Annotated in this window: 17 protein-coding genes; 5 read left to right on the forward strand and 12 right to left on the reverse strand. The window is 36.0% G+C overall.

The window, feature by feature from the left end:
• Positions 1-49: 49 nt before the first annotated feature.
• Positions 50-1,972 carry a threonine--tRNA ligase gene (gene thrS / locus AAFN87_RS05385; protein ID WP_347790027.1) on the reverse strand — a complete coding sequence of 641 codons (1,923 nt, stop codon included), beginning with the start codon at positions 1,970-1,972 and terminating at the stop codon, positions 50-52.
• A 1,022-nt stretch (positions 1,973-2,994) separates the two neighbouring features.
• A complete protein-coding gene (locus AAFN87_RS05390) occupies positions 2,995-3,228 on the reverse strand; it encodes a cold-shock protein (RefSeq protein ID WP_347790028.1) in 234 nt (77 codons plus the stop codon).
• Positions 3,229-3,856: 628 nt separating this feature from the next.
• On the opposite strand from AAFN87_RS05390, the gene kynU reads away from it, so the two are divergent.
• The 4 genes from kynU to kynB are packed head-to-tail and all read left to right on the forward strand — an operon-like array spanning position 3,857 to position 7,988.
• Positions 3,857-5,116, forward strand: a complete 1,260-nt coding sequence (kynU, locus tag AAFN87_RS05395) for a kynureninase (protein ID WP_347790029.1) — start codon at positions 3,857-3,859, stop codon at positions 5,114-5,116.
• A gap of 11 nt (positions 5,117-5,127) precedes the next feature.
• Positions 5,128-5,985, forward strand: coding sequence for a tryptophan 2,3-dioxygenase (gene kynA, locus AAFN87_RS05400; RefSeq protein ID WP_347790030.1), 858 nt, complete (start codon positions 5,128-5,130; stop codon positions 5,983-5,985).
• Positions 5,986-6,002: 17 nt separating this feature from the next.
• Complete coding sequence (locus AAFN87_RS05405; RefSeq protein ID WP_347790031.1) at positions 6,003-7,349, forward strand: sodium-dependent transporter; 1,347 nt, start codon at positions 6,003-6,005, stop codon at positions 7,347-7,349.
• Positions 7,350-7,364: 15 nt separating this feature from the next.
• Entirely contained in the window at positions 7,365-7,988 is a 624-nt protein-coding gene (gene kynB / locus AAFN87_RS05410; RefSeq protein ID WP_347790032.1) for an arylformamidase, read from the forward strand.
• 89 nt (positions 7,989-8,077) lie between these two features.
• Here the strand turns inward: kynB and bioB are convergent, their stop codons facing one another.
• The 9 genes from bioB to AAFN87_RS05455 form a co-directional block, all read right to left on the reverse strand.
• Complete coding sequence (gene bioB / locus AAFN87_RS05415; protein ID WP_347790033.1) at positions 8,078-9,076, reverse strand: biotin synthase BioB; 999 nt, start codon at positions 9,074-9,076, stop codon at positions 8,078-8,080.
• On the reverse strand, positions 9,073-9,666 hold the full coding sequence (locus AAFN87_RS05420) for a biotin transporter BioY (RefSeq protein WP_347790034.1): 594 nt from the start codon (positions 9,664-9,666) through the stop codon (positions 9,073-9,075). The genes bioB and AAFN87_RS05420 overlap by 4 nt, the downstream gene beginning before the upstream one ends.
• A 3-nt stretch (positions 9,667-9,669) precedes the next feature.
• On the reverse strand, positions 9,670-11,037 hold the full coding sequence (gene bioA, locus AAFN87_RS05425) for an adenosylmethionine--8-amino-7-oxononanoate transaminase (RefSeq protein WP_347790035.1): 1,368 nt from the start codon (positions 11,035-11,037) through the stop codon (positions 9,670-9,672).
• Positions 11,018-11,722 carry a dethiobiotin synthase gene (gene bioD, locus AAFN87_RS05430; RefSeq protein ID WP_347790036.1) on the reverse strand — a complete coding sequence of 235 codons (705 nt, stop codon included), beginning with the start codon at positions 11,720-11,722 and terminating at the stop codon, positions 11,018-11,020. The genes bioA and bioD overlap by 20 nt, the downstream gene beginning before the upstream one ends.
• Positions 11,723-11,948: 226 nt before the next feature.
• The gene (locus tag AAFN87_RS05435; protein WP_347790037.1) at positions 11,949-12,425 is read right to left on the reverse strand and encodes an NUDIX domain-containing protein; all 477 of its coding nucleotides are present in this window, start codon (positions 12,423-12,425) and stop codon (positions 11,949-11,951) included.
• Between the two features lie 4 nt (positions 12,426-12,429).
• The gene (locus tag AAFN87_RS05440) at positions 12,430-12,696 is read right to left on the reverse strand and encodes a hypothetical protein (protein WP_347790038.1); all 267 of its coding nucleotides are present in this window, start codon (positions 12,694-12,696) and stop codon (positions 12,430-12,432) included.
• A 47-nt stretch (positions 12,697-12,743) separates the two neighbouring features.
• Complete coding sequence (locus tag AAFN87_RS05445; protein WP_347790039.1) at positions 12,744-13,190, reverse strand: DUF4279 domain-containing protein; 447 nt, start codon at positions 13,188-13,190, stop codon at positions 12,744-12,746.
• Between the two features lie 27 nt (positions 13,191-13,217).
• Positions 13,218-13,664: an NUDIX hydrolase gene (locus AAFN87_RS05450; protein WP_347790040.1), complete on the reverse strand. Its 447-nt coding sequence runs from the start codon at positions 13,662-13,664 to the stop codon at positions 13,218-13,220.
• A gap of 156 nt (positions 13,665-13,820) precedes the next feature.
• Complete coding sequence (locus AAFN87_RS05455) at positions 13,821-15,107, reverse strand: NCS2 family permease (protein WP_347790041.1); 1,287 nt, start codon at positions 15,105-15,107, stop codon at positions 13,821-13,823.
• A 117-nt stretch (positions 15,108-15,224) separates the two neighbouring features.
• Here AAFN87_RS05455 and AAFN87_RS05460 point away from each other — a divergent pair, with 117 nt between their 5' ends.
• A complete protein-coding gene (locus AAFN87_RS05460) occupies positions 15,225-16,103 on the forward strand; it encodes a LysR family transcriptional regulator (RefSeq protein WP_347790042.1) in 879 nt (292 codons plus the stop codon).
• A 153-nt stretch (positions 16,104-16,256) separates the two neighbouring features.
• On the opposite strand, the gene AAFN87_RS05465 is transcribed toward AAFN87_RS05460, so the two are convergent.
• On the reverse strand, positions 16,257-16,826 hold the full coding sequence (locus AAFN87_RS05465; protein WP_347790043.1) for a GNAT family N-acetyltransferase: 570 nt from the start codon (positions 16,824-16,826) through the stop codon (positions 16,257-16,259).
• Positions 16,827-16,830 lie beyond the last annotated feature (4 nt).

Genomic DNA, 16,830 nt, shown 5'->3' on the forward strand with positions numbered 1-16,830 from the left:
TTTATTTCCTCTCACTGTCTAGAAGTTTCAAAATACGAACATCTAGTTATTAGCTCATAGGTAATGTTTTTTCAGCTACCTCTTGTTTTATTAGCTCTGTAAATTTTTGTATCGGCATTTCAATTACTTGTTGTTGACCATATTTACGCATTGAGACAGATTGATTTGCCTGTTCTTTATCACCCAATACTAAAATATACGGCACTTTTTTCATCTGAGCATCACGTATTTTCTTTCCGAGCTTTTCATTTCGATCATCTGATGATACGCGTATACCATCTTTCTTCAGCTGCTCCAATACATAATCGACATAAGCTTGATGAGCATTAGCTACAGCAATTACTTTGACTTGCTCTGGTGCTAGCCATGTTGGAAAAGCACCGCCGAAATGTTCAATTAATATCCCTAAAAATCGATCAATCGAACCAAAAACAGCCCTGTGAATAACGACTGGTCGCACTTTGTCGTTTTGCTCATTTATATATGTTAAATCAAATTTTTCTGGTAGCTGGAAGTCCAGCTGAACTGTTGCGCATTGATGACTTCGTTTAATAGCATCTTTAATATGAATATCAATTTTCGGTCCGTAGAAAGCACCGTCACCATGATTAATTTTGAAAGGATAGCCTAAATTGTTTAGTACATTTTCTAATGCAGCCTCTGCCTCGTTCCATAAGTCGATATCCCCCAAATAGTCATCTGGACGTGTTGAAAGTTCAATTTCATAATTAAAACCAAAAACTTGATACACATGATCAATAATTTTTAACGCTAATGTAATTTCATCTTCAATTTGCTTTGGTGTAACAAAAATATGTGCATCATCTTGACAAAATGTCCGCACTCGCAGTAGCCCATTCAATGCACCACTAAATTCATGGCGATGTACTTGGCCAAATTCCGCCATCCGTATCGGTAAATCTCGATATGAATGTAAATCATTTTTGAAAATTAACATATGTCCTGGACAGTTCATCGGCTTTAGGGCAAATTTTTGATCATCTACTTCTGTAAAATACATGTTCTCTTTATAATGATCCCAGTGCCCTGATTGCTCCCATAAGCGCTGATTCATCATAATCGGTGTACGTACTTCTTGATAATCATAGGCTGTCTGCAAATCACGTAAAAAAGACTCTAGTTCATTTCGAATAATTTGACCATTTGCTAAATAAAACGGCATTCCCGGGGCTTCTTCAGAGAACATAAATAATTCCAGTTCTTTTCCTAGTTTCCGGTGATTGCGCTTTTCTGCTTCTTCTAAAAAAACAAAATAATCTTGAAGCTCCTCTTTTGTTGCGAATGCCACACCATAAATACGTTGTAGCATTTGATTATTACGATCACCGCGCCAATAAGCACCAGAGACATGCATTAATTTAAAATGTTGCAATTTCCCTGTTGACGGAACATGAGGCCCACGACATAAATCAGCAAATTCCCCTTGTTCATACACTGTAATAAATTCGTTTTCTGGAATAGTGGCTAATAATTCTAATTTTAGCGCATCATGGGCAAATAATTGTTTCGCTTCATCACGTGTCACTTCTTTGCGTTGTATAGCGAGATTTTCTTTTACGATTTGCTGCATCATCAGTTCTATTTTTTCTAAATCACTTGGGATTAGCGAATGGTCTACTTCAACATCATAATAAAAACCATTTTCTATTATTGGTCCAACGCCAAATCGTGCATTTGGATATAGTCTCTTAAACGCTTGCGCTAATAAATGTGCTGTTGAATGGCGAATAATTTCAATTCCTTTTTTTGAGCTAGTATCATATAAGTTAATTTGTGCGTCCGTAAATATCGGGTACGTCAAATCAACGATGGTTCCATTCACACTCCCAGCTATCGCCTTCTTACGTAAGCTTGGACTAATTGATTGTGCGATGTCGGTTAGTGTAACACCTTGTGAAAATACTTGTTGTTGACCATCTGGAAATTGAATTTTTACTTCTTGATTTGACATGTTCTATTCTCCTTTTCCTAAAAATAAAAAAACACATATCCGCCCCTAATAAAGGGACGAGTATGTGTTGATTACCCGTGGTTCCACCCAAATTCCCACTACATGATTAGTGGCTCATTGAATATGCTGTAACGTCGCATAAAACGGTGCAAGTTTCCAAACACGGCTCCTAGGTAGTAAAATTTGAAGCGGCATTAGGGAGCTCCCAGCCATGACTCCCCTCTCTGTAAATCGTCCATCAAATTTCGTATCCTTCTCATTGCCAATAATTGTATTGCATGAAATTGATACTCACTATACAGAAGAAGAAAATTGATGTCAATATGTAATTTATTTATCACTGTGAATACAATATTGCATTTTTTAGAAAATGGTCAGTTTGGTGACTGAGGTAGTATCAGATTTATACAGATCTACAACGTTAAGAAATGTTGTGAGTTTTTGTTGTGGAATAGCTGCAGTTTTCGCTCTTATTTCATGTTTAGCAGAATAACTAATAAAACCAGAATAAATGTATACCATTAAAAACATTTAGAGGATAATTTAACTAGTTCCTTGTTATAATTTCGTTAATTATTTCGTATTTTTAAATTAAAACGAAAGGAATTGAATTATTTAAATGACCTATAAAATAAAATTACTTGGAATTCTAGAATTAATGTTTTTTTTCGTAGTTGGTTATTTTCTTACTATAAATATAGCGAGTAACATATATGAGAACTTTGGAATAGCGTTAACGGGGAATGTGTGGGTTAATTGGTTTGGAATTTCTTATTTTATTTTTGGACTATATTCAATAATTGTTAGACTATTAATTTTTAAAATTTCAGACCGTCTTAAATCAAAGTTATTTTGGTTGTTTTTTGCAGGCTCCGTTTATATTGTTATTATTCCTTTTATTCATGGTAGAAATCCATTCTACTAGGGGTCCGGCATCTAACCTGCCTCGTAAGTTGAATAAAAAAGTGCCCAAAGCGGGATTTAGGAAGGTTATTGGAATGCTTATTGCACGAAAGCACCTGTTAGTTGAATTTTACGAGTTTCTTAACATTTACAGCTCGACGTGATTGTTCTTTTAAATGTGGATTTTCTTCAAGGTCAAACGATACTACGTCACCTTTAGTAAGTGATTTAAAACCATTAATTTGAATACTACTAAAGTGTACCCATACGTCATCCTCACCTTCAATTGAAATCCATCCCCAACCCTCGTCTTCGTGATAAATTTTACAGACCCCTTTAATGTTATGTCTCATTATAAAACCTCCAATTTCATAAGTTGAAGTCATTATATAACTAACCGTTAGTTGAAGTACAAATCTTCCCAAACGGTCGTTTGGTAACCATTCTTTCATTAACGTTGTAAATCCGCATTTTTTTGACGGGACCCCTACATTAAATCTATTTAAAGAAAATGGATCGGCAAGCCGAACTACTTATATTTATCTTTATTAGTCTTAACATCCTTTTTTTGTTGATGATAATTTTTATTATACCTCACCAGTAATCTCAACCGCTTTGTTATTTCTCGCTTTTATTTTGTCCCTCAAAGTAATCCCGCAAAGAATTAAATGCTTTTAGTTGGTCTCTGGCCTAGTCATAACTCATGATAATATTTTCACTGCGGTATTGTTTGGTTGTAATACCTTGAGCCTTTAAAGACGTTCCATGTTATCCCCCCTTTTTCAGCCAATATTACTATTTCTAAATAGTTATTTATTAACTGCCAATTCCCTCGCTTTATCTGAATAAAGTGGCTAATAACCAAATTATATTAAAAAAATAATTATTGAATAATAATATTTCCCGGATTTTTATTTGACTTTGATATTCTAGCATTTTATGATTAAAATGAAGAAAAAAATGGAATAAAAGGGTGATTTTATGAGTTGTTTAGAAAGTGCGATACTACTAGATAGTCAAGATGCATTAAAAAAGTACGAGAATGAATTTTACAAAAACGAAAATCAATTTTATTTCGATGGGAACTCTTTAGGATTGTTATCAAAACGTGCTGAAAATAGTTTATTAACGCTGTTACATTCGTGGAAGCAATTTGGTATCGATGGATGGACTAGTGGTGAACATCCGTGGTATTTTCTATCTGAAAAATTAGGAGAAAAATGCGCACCATTAGTTGGAGCAAAAAAAGAAGAGGTTATTTTAACAGGCTCAACAACAACAAACTTACATCAACTACTAGCTACATTTTTCCGTCCTACAACTGAGCGAAATAAAATTTTAGCAGATGAATTAAACTTCCCTTCTGATCTTTATGCTATCGCAAGTCAAATTCAAGTTCATAATTTACCAGAAGACCATTTAAAACTCGTAAAAAGTGATGACGGTCAGACGATTACAACAAACGCAATAATCGAAGCAATGACGGATGATGTAGCTGTCGCCATATTACCAGCTGTTTTATACCGTAGCGGCCAAGTGCTAGATATCGCTGCGATTACTAAGGCTGCTCATGAGCGTGGCATAGTAGTTGGATTCGATTTATGTCACTCCATCGGCTCTATTCCTCACCAACTACACGAAATAGGAGCTGATTTTGCTTTTTGGTGCAATTATAAACATTTAAACGGAGGTCCAGGCTCGGTTGCAGGCTTATTTGTACATGAAAAACATTTTGGCACCATGCCGGGTCTAGCTGGCTGGTTCGGCTCAGATAAGACGAAGCAATTTGATTTAGCTACACAATTTACTCCCGCCAATACTGCAGGTGCATTCCAAATTGGGACGCCACATATTTTTAGTTTAGCACCAATTGAAGGATCCTTATCAATGTTTGAAGAAGTTGGTATTGACGCAATTCGTAAAAAATCATTGCAATTAACAGGCTTTTTAATGGAATGTTTACAGCAAGAAATTCCAAACGTGTTTCAGTTAGGTAACCCTACTGATGAAACAAGAGGTGGTCATGTATTTTTAGTTCATGAGGAAGCGGCAAGTATTTGTAAAGCACTAAAAGAAGCCGGTGTCATTCCTGATTTTAGAGCACCAAATGGCATTCGACTTGCACCCGTTGCTTTGTACAACTCATTTGAGGAAGTGTGGAAAGTCGTTCAAATTTTGAAAGATATTATGAAAAAGGAAACCTATAAAAAGTTTCATAACGAACGCGAAATAATAGCTTAGGAGGAATGTACATGTCGAAACGATCTATTTCGGAACTCGAAGAAAAATTAAAACAAGAAAAAGGGATTCATACCGACTTTAAAAATGACATGACGTACGGTGAATATTTAAGTCTAGACCACATTTTATCTAATCAAAATCGTCTTTCCGATCACCACGATGAAATGCTTTTCATCATTATTCACCAAGTTAGTGAGTTATGGATGAAGTTAATTATTCATGAGTTGCAAGGAGCTATCGAAACGATTCAACGGGGTGAAATGCAGCCCGCATTTAAAATGTTAGCACGCGTGTCTAAAATTCAAGTACAAATTATTCAAGCGTGGGACGTTCTAGCGACAATGACACCAGCTGAGTATTTACAATTCCGCGATAAACTTGGAAAGGCATCTGGCTTCCAAAGTTATCAGTACAGACTCATTGAATTTGCGTTAGGATACAAAACACCTTATATTTTAAAAATATACGAAAAAGACCAAGACATTTTAGATATGTTGCAAAAAGCTTCAAAAGCACCAAGCATTTACGATGTTTCAATCCAAGCGTTAGCGCGTGCTGGTATACCGATCAACAAAGACCTTCTAAGCCGTGACTACAGTGTGGTATATAGTGGAGATGAATCGGTCGCGGCAGCTTGGCATACAGTTTATAAAGATGTAGATAAATATTGGGACTTATATCAGCTTGCTGAAAAATTAGTTGATATTGAAGATTCATTGCAAACTTGGCGTTTCAAACATATGAAAACAGTAGAAAGAATTATAGGCTTTAAAATAGGCACTGGCGGTTCCTCAGGTGTTAATTACTTACGTCAAGTGTTAGACCATCGTTTTTTCCCAGAATTATGGGATTTACGAACAATTTTATAGAAGGTGGAGGTGTTTGAATGACAGAAAACAAAGGTCAATGGTCAGGTAAGTTCGGCTTTATTTTAGCTTCTGCTGGGGCAGCAATAGGCTTAGGGGCTATTTGGAAAATGCCTTACGTAGCAGGTCAAAGTGGTGGCGGTGCATTTTTCTTAATATTCGTAGTATTAACTCTTCTCATTGGACTCCCGATGCTACTGTCCGAGTATATAATCGGTCGTGGCTCGCAAAAAGAAGCGGTTTCGGCGTATAAATTATTGGCACCGAATACACCTGCATGGGCATGGATTGGGAAATTAGGTATCATTGGATGTTTCTTGCTATTATCCTTTTACAGCGTTGTAGGTGGATGGATTGTTGTTTATAGTGGAGCTTCAGTCGTAGGAAATGTCATTGAGCCATCATTAGATCCAGGTGCATTTTTTGGCCAAATCACAGGTACGCCTTGGATTGCTTTGTTGGGTTTAGCATTGTTTACGCTTGCTAACGTTGTAGTAATTGCACTTGGTGTTCAAAATGGGATTGAAAAAGCGAATAAATTTATGATGCCTTTATTATTCATTATGTTCTTCATTTTAGTTATTCGAGCATTAACACTAGATGGCGCAATGGAAGGTGTTAAATTTTTCTTATACCCTGATTTCACCAATATTACAGGTAAATCAATTTTATATGCATTAGGGCAATCATTCTTTGCATTAGCAGTAGGTTTCTCTTGTTTAGTTACTTATAGTTCTTATTTAAAGAAAGATATTAGCCTACCCTATTCTGCTGGTTCAGTTGTAGGCTTAAATATTTTCGTTTCACTTTTAGCTGGTTTAGCTATTTTCCCAGTAGTATTCGCCTTTAATATGGAAGTCACTGAAGGTCCTCCACTACTATTTATGGTGCTACCGGCAGCGTTTTCGCAAATGCCATTCGGCGAGCTGTTTTTAGCCATGTTTTTAATTTTATTCTTATTTGCAACGTTAACGTCATCATTTAGTATGTATGAAATAATTGTTGCTGCTATTGTAGAAAAGTTTAACATTACTCGCGCAAAATTAACGATCATAATCGGAGTTATTGTATTTATTGCTTGCATTCCTTCGACTTTAACGTTCAGCACATTAAGCGATGTTTCGATTTTCGGAAGAAGCATTTTCGACGCGACAGATTTCATTGTTTCCAATGTAATTTTACCGATTGGTAACTTGCTCATTGCATTCTTTATTATGCATGTAATGGATAAAAATTTAGTGAAAAATGAGCTTTTACAAGGGAGTAAAATGGGAGAAGGATTTTATAAAACATATCGTTTCTTAATGACATGGGTTGTACCAACAGTCATTCTTGTTGTTCTCGGTTATTTAATCATTCAATACTAATAGGAGAAATTCTTTATGTGGATTGATATTACACAAACATTAAAAGCAGGAATACCAAATTGGCCAGGTGATACACCATTTCAATTTGAAGTTGCTTATACGAAAGAACAAACAGGTTCTGTCAATATAGGGAAAATGACGACTTCGATGCATACAGGAACTCATGCCGATGCCCCTTTTCACTTTGACAGTAGCGGTGAAAAAATGCATCAACTAGATGTTAATGTTTTTATCGGAATATGTTTTGTTATGGATTGTAGAGGGATTGCTGAAATAACGAGAGAGACGTTTCACTCCGTAGATTTTAAAGGGGTACAACGAATTTTATTAAAAACGCTCGATTCCATATCTTCACAATTCCCAACGACGATTCCCGTTATTCATCCTAACGTCGCTCCTTTTTTAAAGGAAAAAGGTGTAGTGTTAATAGGTGTTGACAATCCTTCTGTAGATCCGTTAGATAGCAAAGAAGTAAGTGCACATCACGCATTACATCAAGCTGGAATTCACATCGTAGAAGGATTAGTACTTGAAACGATTGAACAAGGTTTTTATGATTTGATCGCATTGCCATTAAAGGTGGAAGGTGCAGACGGCGCACCAGTGCGAGCAGTTATTCGTAAAATTAGTTTCTCCTAGCTTTGAATGCAAAACCGTGTAATAGATAAAAAATGCAGTATTCCTAACAACTAGGAACACTGCATTTTCTTATGTTTTATGATAATAACTTATGAGCAAAATGCCTCTGTTTGTTTTTCAGTTAATTCAATTTCAAAGCCTAGATCTTCTAGCATCCTGTAATCACTATTAGCCTCTTGCCCTGCTGTTGTTAAATAATCCCCGACAAAAATACTGTTTGCTGCGTACATCCCGAGTGGCTGTAGAGTGCCAAGATTTATTTCGCGGCCACCTGAAATGCGAATTTCCTTGGAAGGGTTTATATAGCGGAATAATGCTAAAACTTTTAAGCAATAGCGTGGATTTAATTCTTTCGTGCCCTCTAGCTTTGTACCATCAATAGCATTTAAGAAATTAACCGGAATGGAATCCGCATCTAATTGATACAGTGCACGAGCAATTTCTACCACGTCTTCCTTCGTTTCCTTCATCCCAATAATGGCACCTGAACAAGGTGAAATACCATGTTTTTTTACAATTTCAACTGTATTGATACGGTCCTCATATGTATGAGACGTCGTAATATATGAATGGTGGCGTTCCGATGTATTCAAGTTATGATTGTAACGGTCTACACCCGCCTCTTTTAATTGCTGTGCTTGCTCCTCCTTTAATAACCCAAGACATGCACAAACTTTTAGACCATATTTTTCTTTAATTTCCGTAACTGCTTCACTCACAACATTTACATCTTTGCGAGTCGGGCCACGACCACTTGCAACGATACAGTAAGTACCGATTTTGTTTTCAAATGCACGCTTTGCCCCTTCTAAAATTTCATCTTTAGTAATGAATGGATATTTCTCAATCGGTGCCGTTGATTTAGATGATTGTGAACAATAACCGCAATCTTCTGGGCAATAACCGCTTTTTGCATTCATAATCATATTTAGCTTTACTTTTTTACCATAATAATGTTTACGAATAGCGAATGCGCCGTCCATTAATTTTAATAAATCATCATCATCACTATTTAAAATTGCTAATGCTTCATCGTTGCTAATTACTTTACCTGCAATAACTTCCTCTGCCAACTGTAAAAAATTCATGATACATGCTCCTTTTTCATTTGTGAAATATTTAATGCTCTTGCAGAACGGAAAACCTTATACAGTCTTTCAGCTAACAATGCCGATACAATTGCTAAGCAAAAATCGGCTACTATACTATTTAAGAAACCAACTAAAAAAACATGTGACCAGCTCGTTTGTACATTCAGCCAAAAGTTTAGTGATACGTACAAATAAGGCACAGCGATTGCATAAATAAGAAACAGACCAACTACAGTTGCACCGATAAAATGCTTTTTCGTTGGTTCATCCACTTTTTCGATTAACCAGCCGATCACAAATGCAGCAAGTGCAAAACCTATTAAAAAACCAAATGTCGGCTGCATCACATATGTAATTCCGCCGCCTTGTGTAAATACAGGCAACCCTACTAAGCCAATACCGATATAAACAAACTGACTTAACAAACCATTTCGACTGCCAAGTAAACTACCTGCTAAAAAAACAAAGACAATTTGCAGTGTAAATGGAACGACCGGTAATGGTACTTTAATAAATGCTCCAATAGCTGTTAAAGCGGCAAACATTGCAACCATTACGAGTGTTAACGTTTTTTGTTGCTGTTGCATAACTTACCCCTTTCTTTCATCAAAAAATTGCTCCATCGTTTCTTTTGTCGTCTTAATCATGAAACGCATTTCCTCATCTGAAATAATGTACGGTGGCATAAAATATAAAATATTGCCTAGTGGACGGATGAGTAACCCTTTTGTTAGCGCTTTTTTGTAAATTTGATAGCCAATCCGTTCCTCACTAGGTAACGGCTCTTTTGTTTCACGATTAGTTACTAGCTCAATAGCACCGACTAGCCCAACTTGTCGATATTCCCCTACATATGGTAGATCACTAAATGCCTCACACGCTAGTTCTCTCATACGCTCACCTTTTCGCTGTACAATATCGATATAGTTTTCCTCTTCGAATATCGTCAACACTTCAAGTGCTACTCGACATGCAAGTGTATTGCCTGTATAGCTATGCGAATGTAAAAAGGCCTTCATCTTGTTGTAATCATCATAAAAAGCATCATAAATACCATCCGTTGTTAAAACGACAGATAACGGTAAATAGCCACCTGTTAATCCTTTTGAAAGACACATAAAATCTGGTGAAATATTCGCCTGCTCACAAGCAAACATTGTACCGGTGCGTCCAAATCCAACTGCAATTTCATCAGCAATTAAATGCACGTCATATTTTGTACATATGTCTCTTAGTCTCTTCAGATAAATTGGAGGATACATTTTCATCCCTGCCGCAGCTTGAATAAGTGGTTCAATAATAACAGCTGTAATTTCCTCATGATGTACGGTTAATTCCTCTTCCACAAAGCGAATACATTGTGCCTGACAGCTTTCCGGCTTGTCATTAAATGGACAGCGATAACAATCCGGTCCTTGCGCACGCACTGTATCTAGTAAGAGCGGCTGATACACCTCGTTATATAAGTCTACTCCCCCGACAGAAAGTGCACCTAATGTTTCACCATGATACGCATCTGTTAAAGCGAGAAAGCGTTTTTTCGTCTTTTTTCCACTTTGCATATGATATTGAAAGCTCATTTTCAATGCGACTTCAGTAGCGGAGGAGCCATTATCCGCAAAAAAGACTTTATTTAAGCCATCTGGTGTTAAAGCAACTAACTTTTCGGCTACACGTATAGCTGGTTCATGTGTAAAATTTGCAAAAATCGCATGCTCTAACTTAAATGCTTGCTCGCTTAAAGCTTGGCTAATGCGTGTATTCGCATGACCAAATAGATTCACCCACCAAGAGGACACTGCGTCTAAATATCGATTGCCATGCTCATCATAAAGCCACATACCTTCCCCTCGTTCAATGACGATTGGTGGGAACTCTTCATAATCCTTCATTTGAGAGCAAGGGTGCCATACGTGGCGTAAATCTCTCTCTTGCCAATTAGATAACTGTTGTGTCATGTTGATACAGCCTTTCAAATAATGTTGTGTGGGTAATCGAATGATCCATTGCTTTTGAAAGATCTTCAAACTGTGGAATGACTGTATACGGTAATGCACGATGCTGTAAAATCGTTTCAATATTATTCCGTTCCATCGCGCTGCCTGTATTACCATTAAAAACAATCCCTAGCACTTCAATCCCTCTAGACTGTAATACTTCTAACGTCAATAACGTGTGATTAATTGTGCCAAGCTTTGTACGTGTAACGACTACAACGGGTAACTGACTTTGCGTAATTACATCAAGAAACGTTTCTTTCCCATCAGCTTCTAAAGGTACAAAAATACCTCCAGCACCTTCACAAATGACAATATCGTATGCTTGTTGCAGTTGTTCTACTTGTTGCAAAATGCGGGACGTGTTAATTTGTTGTCCCTCCAGTTGAGCTGCAAAATGTGGCGAAGCAGGCTCTTTAAATGAATAAAGATTTAAGTTTGATTGATCTAACGGCTGCAAGGAATACGTTTCATACATTGTCGTGTCGTAATAATAGGCGTGCCCATTTTCAATCACTTCACCTGTTTGAACAGGCTTGTAAGGTGTCACACGAATACCTTGCGCTTGTAACTGACGCATCAATAAAGTTGTCACACATGTTTTGCCTACATCTGTATCTGTGCCGACTACCCAAAAATGTGGCATCGTTATCCCCCCTCCCCAACTTGTGTTAACCGAATACATTTTTAGGTTAACACATTTGTTTTTGTTTTGTAAATGCCGTTTTTTAATTCGGAATAATCCGTACCAAGCTTTTATAAATAGAGCGAAGTCTGGCATAAATTATGAAAAATAAAAGCGATTATCTCAATAAAATAATTGAAATAATCGCTGTTCGTATATTTTTTAAATGTAAAATGTTATGTAAACATTATTTTTCATAGTCTTGTAAATACTGGTCTTCTATTAATGCAATATTTTGTTTATTTTCCACATAATTGCGTATTTTTTCACACAAATTTGGATATAAAATTATTTCATGTAAATCATCAAGGTGAATCCACTTAACGCCTGTTTGGTTTTCGTCTGGTATTAGTGGCAACCGCGCCTCTTCAGCATGTTTTAATGTACATTCAAATATAGTTGTTAGCGAATGTACCGTGCCATATTTTGAGTTTACGGTTTGAGGGGCATATTCATAAAGAAACGCTACATTCCCTACATTTACTTCGACAGAAGCTTCCTCCCTTGCCTCGCGTTTAACTGCCTCAATTAACGTTTCTCCTTCTTCAACGCCTCCACCTGGCAAATTGTAATGAAGACCCTTTTCGTCATTAAATTCAACTAGTAATACACAATTATTTTGAATGATTAAAGCGCTTGCTCTAACTCTTATTGGATATGTCATAGATTTACCTCTTATTTATATTTAGTTTACGTCGTGCTTTTGTCCTTTGCTCTATTTTTTCTCTTTCGGCTAAATAATGGTCCAAGGCATTATTAACTCTATCTTCTCTAGGAACAATAGCTTGATAGATTTTAGTTAATAAATAGAGCCCTCTAATAATACAGCCAATAAGTATGGAACTAATAATTATGCCACCTATTAATGGTCCAGTTAACATTAATAATAGAAAGCCAATAATTCCGCTGAAAAAAATGATAGTGAATAAGGCCATATGTGAATCACCACCTTCAACATGAAGTATTACTCATTTGAGTTTAATTAAAGATCCTCATCCAGTTCTTCATATGGATAGGCATATAAATCTATATCGAAATCCGCATCAATAGCAGCTGCAACCCTACTTGCTCTTGTTCCAATTACAAAGCCTGGCGTATATCCATTATGAATATGAATGACAATGCGAATAATTGCCTTCAAGTTCAATTCTTTCTTCAATAAATCAATTTCATGTATTCTAGGTTCTAGCATATCTATTACAGGCATTAATACGTCATCTACATCAAGCGTATCCGTAATATCAGTTCCATAGACCCAGCTTGTGAAGCGAAAATGTGTAAGTCCCTTATAAGGAGTTCGTTCACCTTTTTTCATTGTTTTTGTAGGCAGAACTCTTAGTCGTTCTGTAACAATTTCTAATGGAAAATCATCATCAAAATCAGAGTTGCTCACAAATGAAATATACGCAAATGCATTTGTTTTCTCCATTTCAACCTCTCCTTTAATTGTTTCCATTCAAGAACCTAAGTATTGTTTTATTAAATTTTTTATAAGCGGATTAAGCCCATCTGGTAATTCACTTACTTTAAAAAACTTCGCTTCAGTCGTTTCTACACCGTCCGCTTTTAAAACCCCACCTATAATATCTTTTGAAACATAAGCAATCGTAACAGGATAAAATTCATCTCCATTTGGTAATTTTACAAAATGATGTTTCCCTGAGAATACGCCAACTAATTCAAGCGTACCAACTTCAATTCCAGTTTCCTCGAGTACTTCTCTTCTTCCCGCTTCTTCAGTTGACTCACCTAATTCGAGAAAACCACCTGGAACGCCCCAAAGTCCATCCCTACGTTTTTGTAATAAAATTTCACCAGCTTTATTAATAACAGCTACAGCTACTCCTACCAATATTAACGGCTGAGTCCCAACAACTTTTCTTAAATCCTCTATATAACCCATAAATACCTCCCAAAAATTAACTATTATTATTTTATTAAATTCGACATTTTTAAAATTTATCCTTTCTGTCAATGGAATGTTTAAACTAAAATGAAGAAAGACGCTTTCCTTATTTCAGAAAAGCGCCTATTGTTGAATATTTTTTTTGAGTTTCACTTATAATACGTGCTGAATAACAATATTACTCATAAACAGAATGGCAATGATATATAGTGCTGGATGAAGTTCCTTACCTTTCCCCATTAAGAGCTTTATCAGTGTATATATAATAAAGCCGATCGCCATACCATCTGCAATACTATAAGTTAATGGAATTAATACAATAATTAAAAGTGCTGGAAAGCTCTCAGTTAAGTCGTCCATTGAAATATGAACAATATTTTGCAACATGAGTAGCCCTATTAATATTAGAATTGGCGAAACCGCACTAGCCGGTACTAATTTAATAACTGGAATAAACAAGATAGAAATAAGAAACATAAAACCAGTAACAATGCTTGTTAAGCCTGTTCTTCCACCGGCTGTAATTCCTGCAGCTGCTTCCACTGATGCTACAGTGGGGCTCGTACCAAAAATTCCAGAAGAAAGAACTGAAACAGCAGTAGCCTGGAGAGATTTCTTGCTACTTTCAGTACGGTTTAGCATTTTGCTATGCCCATGTATCAATCCAATATTTTCAAACACAATTACCATCGCAAGAGAAAGGGATGTTAACCAAAAAATAACATTTCCTGCTTGTCCCCACGATATTTGACCAAACACCCCCAGATATTCGTGAAAAGAAGGCATTGAAAAGGACTCCGCCTCAAAAGTAGCTCCTCCTAGCCAAATTGATAGAAATGAAGTAATTATTATGCTTAATAATAGGTTTCCTGGTACATTTTTTATAAATAATAAAATTGTAATAATTAAACCGATAAATGTTACAACTACTGTTGGACTACTTAAATCTCCAATTGCAAGAAGCGTGTGATCAGCACTTGTAATAATGCCAGCATTTTCAAAACCAATTAATATCAGCAAAATTCCAATTCCAATTGCAATGGCTTCTTTTAAGGAATTTGGAATTGCGGAAGTAATCACGTTCGCTAACGGGGTAAAAGCAATAACAACAAAAATCAGTCCAGAAACAAAAACCATTGCCAACGCTTCCTGCCAGGAAAAGCCCCCAGACTGAACAATTGTATAGGTAAACATAGCATTCAGACCCATTCCAGGAATAATTAGAAGAGGGGTATTGCTCCAAATTCCCATGACTAAACATCCAAAAAAACTGGTTAAAATAGTTGCAATGATACCTGCCTCTATCGGGATTCCTGCTATAGCTAAAATCGTCGCATTAACTATAATGATATATGCCACAGTTATATATGAAATAATACCTGCAGTTATTTCTTTTCCTATCGTCGTATTATATTGATTAAATTTAAAAAAACGATCCATACTCATCACCTTTCTACTACAATTGAGCATGGAGGTAATCATAGCATGGACTTAACCATACGAAAAATATATAATTTATATAGAAACCATATATTTTATATATAGAAGGAGAGAACAATGGACATTAAACAATTGCGTTATTTTATAGCCATAGCAGAGGAAAAGAATATAACTGCTGCAGCTAATCGTCTACATATGTCCCAGCCCCCTCTCAGCATTCAGTTGAAACAGTTGGAGGATGAATTAGGCGTCAAATTAATTGAGCGAAGTGGTAAGCGAATAGAATTAACCGATAAGGGAAATGTCCTCTATAATCGCGCTCTCAATCTCGTGTACAGCATCGAAGAAATCAAAAATGAAATACAGGAAACAGAAGAAGGAAATAAAGGGGTACTTTCTGTCGGAATTAATACATTATCTGCATCGGGATTTTCACAAATGATCAAATCATTCCATAAAAGTTATCCCCTTGTTTCCTTAAAAATCGTTCAAAATGATTCCGTTTATTTAGCAGAATTGGTTAAATCAAGGGCAATTGAAATGGCATTCGTACGTCTTCCACTAGAACATCGTGGGTTGACCTATCACCATCTCATTCATGAACCCTTAGTGTTTTTGAGCAATAAGGAAACACCTAATATATCGTTAAAAGAGTTATCGCATATGCCGTTTATTATTCCAAGTTTTGAGGGATTAGGCATCTATAATACGATTCTCAATGCATTTTCGAGCCAACAGATTCAACTAAAAAGCGTGATGGAGTGTTCTGATATGAATGTTTTAATGGAGATGGTTAAAGGTGGGATAGGTGCTACGATCGTTCCCAAGTCTGTAGTTAATGTTTATGGGGCCAAGGGTCTTTACTCAACACCAATAACCAATGTTGACATGACCTCTTCTTTAGGAGTAATTTGGCTTGAAGATCATTTCGTCTCTAAACCTGCTAAAAATTTTATGGAGCTAGTGAAAGAATACTATCGATGTTTATCGCTTTAAAAACAAAACCTGCGATAGTTTGTTTAAGTATATTTCTTCACACTCTTTATAGTAATATAACATAAATATCCAACAAAAATCATCTCACCTCTAAATCTACAGGGGTGAGACAATTTTAATCAAACTTTATAACTAATTTTTTTAACGCTACAGCTATATTGATAATTTTTTTACTATCCTTTTATCTTCCCAATCCTTTTTTAACAAACTATATGTCACGATATCTTCATAATGGTCATATAGCCATTGCCCTTCTCTAATTACCCCTTCATTAATAAATCCAAGTCGCACCGGAATGGCTTTACTTTTTACATTATTCATTGCACATTGTATTTCAATTCTGTTTAAATCCAATCGTTCAAATAAATACTCCATTAAGTTAGATATAGATTTTGTAATAATCCCTTTTCCTTGAGCATTTTCTGCAAGGAAATAACCGATGCTTGTCGATTTATTTTTCCAATCAATGTAGTGTAGTCCAATCATACCGACTAAGTTACCATTGTGGCGAATGCCAGCATCAAAACCATTATTTTCAGCGTATTTTTCTAACCACATTTTTATTATGGGTTGTAAATCATCTGCACATTTCCTTTTGTCTACCCATAGTAACCATTGTCGTAAATGCTCACGGTTAATATCAATTAATTCGTATAGCTCTGCTCGATGCTGTTGCTGGAGTAGCTCAATTGAGATTTCATTATCCACTAAAAATGTAAACATGCAA

This window comes from Solibacillus sp. CAU 1738 (genome assembly GCF_039888725.1).
GTDB lineage: Bacteria > Bacillota > Bacilli > Bacillales_A > Planococcaceae > Metasolibacillus.

Bases quoted from the DNA above. Each gene is read 5' to 3' on its own strand.
- thrS (WP_347790027.1), bottom strand. From the start codon at position 1,972: ATGTCAAATCAAGAAGTAAAAATTCAATTTCCAGATGGTCAACAACAA.
- AAFN87_RS05390 (WP_347790028.1), bottom strand. From the start codon at position 3,228: ATGAGACATAACATTAAAGGGGTCTGTAAAATTTATCACGAAGACGAG.
- kynU (WP_347790029.1), top strand. From the start codon at position 3,857: ATGAGTTGTTTAGAAAGTGCGATACTACTAGATAGTCAAGATGCATTA.
- kynA (WP_347790030.1), top strand. From the start codon at position 5,128: ATGTCGAAACGATCTATTTCGGAACTCGAAGAAAAATTAAAACAAGAA.
- AAFN87_RS05405 (WP_347790031.1), top strand. From the start codon at position 6,003: ATGACAGAAAACAAAGGTCAATGGTCAGGTAAGTTCGGCTTTATTTTA.
- kynB (WP_347790032.1), top strand. From the start codon at position 7,365: ATGTGGATTGATATTACACAAACATTAAAAGCAGGAATACCAAATTGG.
- bioB (WP_347790033.1), bottom strand. From the start codon at position 9,076: ATGAATTTTTTACAGTTGGCAGAGGAAGTTATTGCAGGTAAAGTAATT.
- AAFN87_RS05420 (WP_347790034.1), bottom strand. From the start codon at position 9,666: ATGCAACAGCAACAAAAAACGTTAACACTCGTAATGGTTGCAATGTTT.
- bioA (WP_347790035.1), bottom strand. From the start codon at position 11,037: ATGACACAACAGTTATCTAATTGGCAAGAGAGAGATTTACGCCACGTA.
- bioD (WP_347790036.1), bottom strand. From the start codon at position 11,722: ATGCCACATTTTTGGGTAGTCGGCACAGATACAGATGTAGGCAAAACA.
- AAFN87_RS05435 (WP_347790037.1), bottom strand. From the start codon at position 12,425: ATGACATATCCAATAAGAGTTAGAGCAAGCGCTTTAATCATTCAAAAT.
- AAFN87_RS05440 (WP_347790038.1), bottom strand. From the start codon at position 12,696: ATGGCCTTATTCACTATCATTTTTTTCAGCGGAATTATTGGCTTTCTA.
- AAFN87_RS05445 (WP_347790039.1), bottom strand. From the start codon at position 13,190: ATGGAGAAAACAAATGCATTTGCGTATATTTCATTTGTGAGCAACTCT.
- AAFN87_RS05450 (WP_347790040.1), bottom strand. From the start codon at position 13,664: ATGGGTTATATAGAGGATTTAAGAAAAGTTGTTGGGACTCAGCCGTTA.
- AAFN87_RS05455 (WP_347790041.1), bottom strand. From the start codon at position 15,107: ATGGATCGTTTTTTTAAATTTAATCAATATAATACGACGATAGGAAAA.
- AAFN87_RS05460 (WP_347790042.1), top strand. From the start codon at position 15,225: ATGGACATTAAACAATTGCGTTATTTTATAGCCATAGCAGAGGAAAAG.
- AAFN87_RS05465 (WP_347790043.1), bottom strand. From the start codon at position 16,826: ATGTTTACATTTTTAGTGGATAATGAAATCTCAATTGAGCTACTCCAG.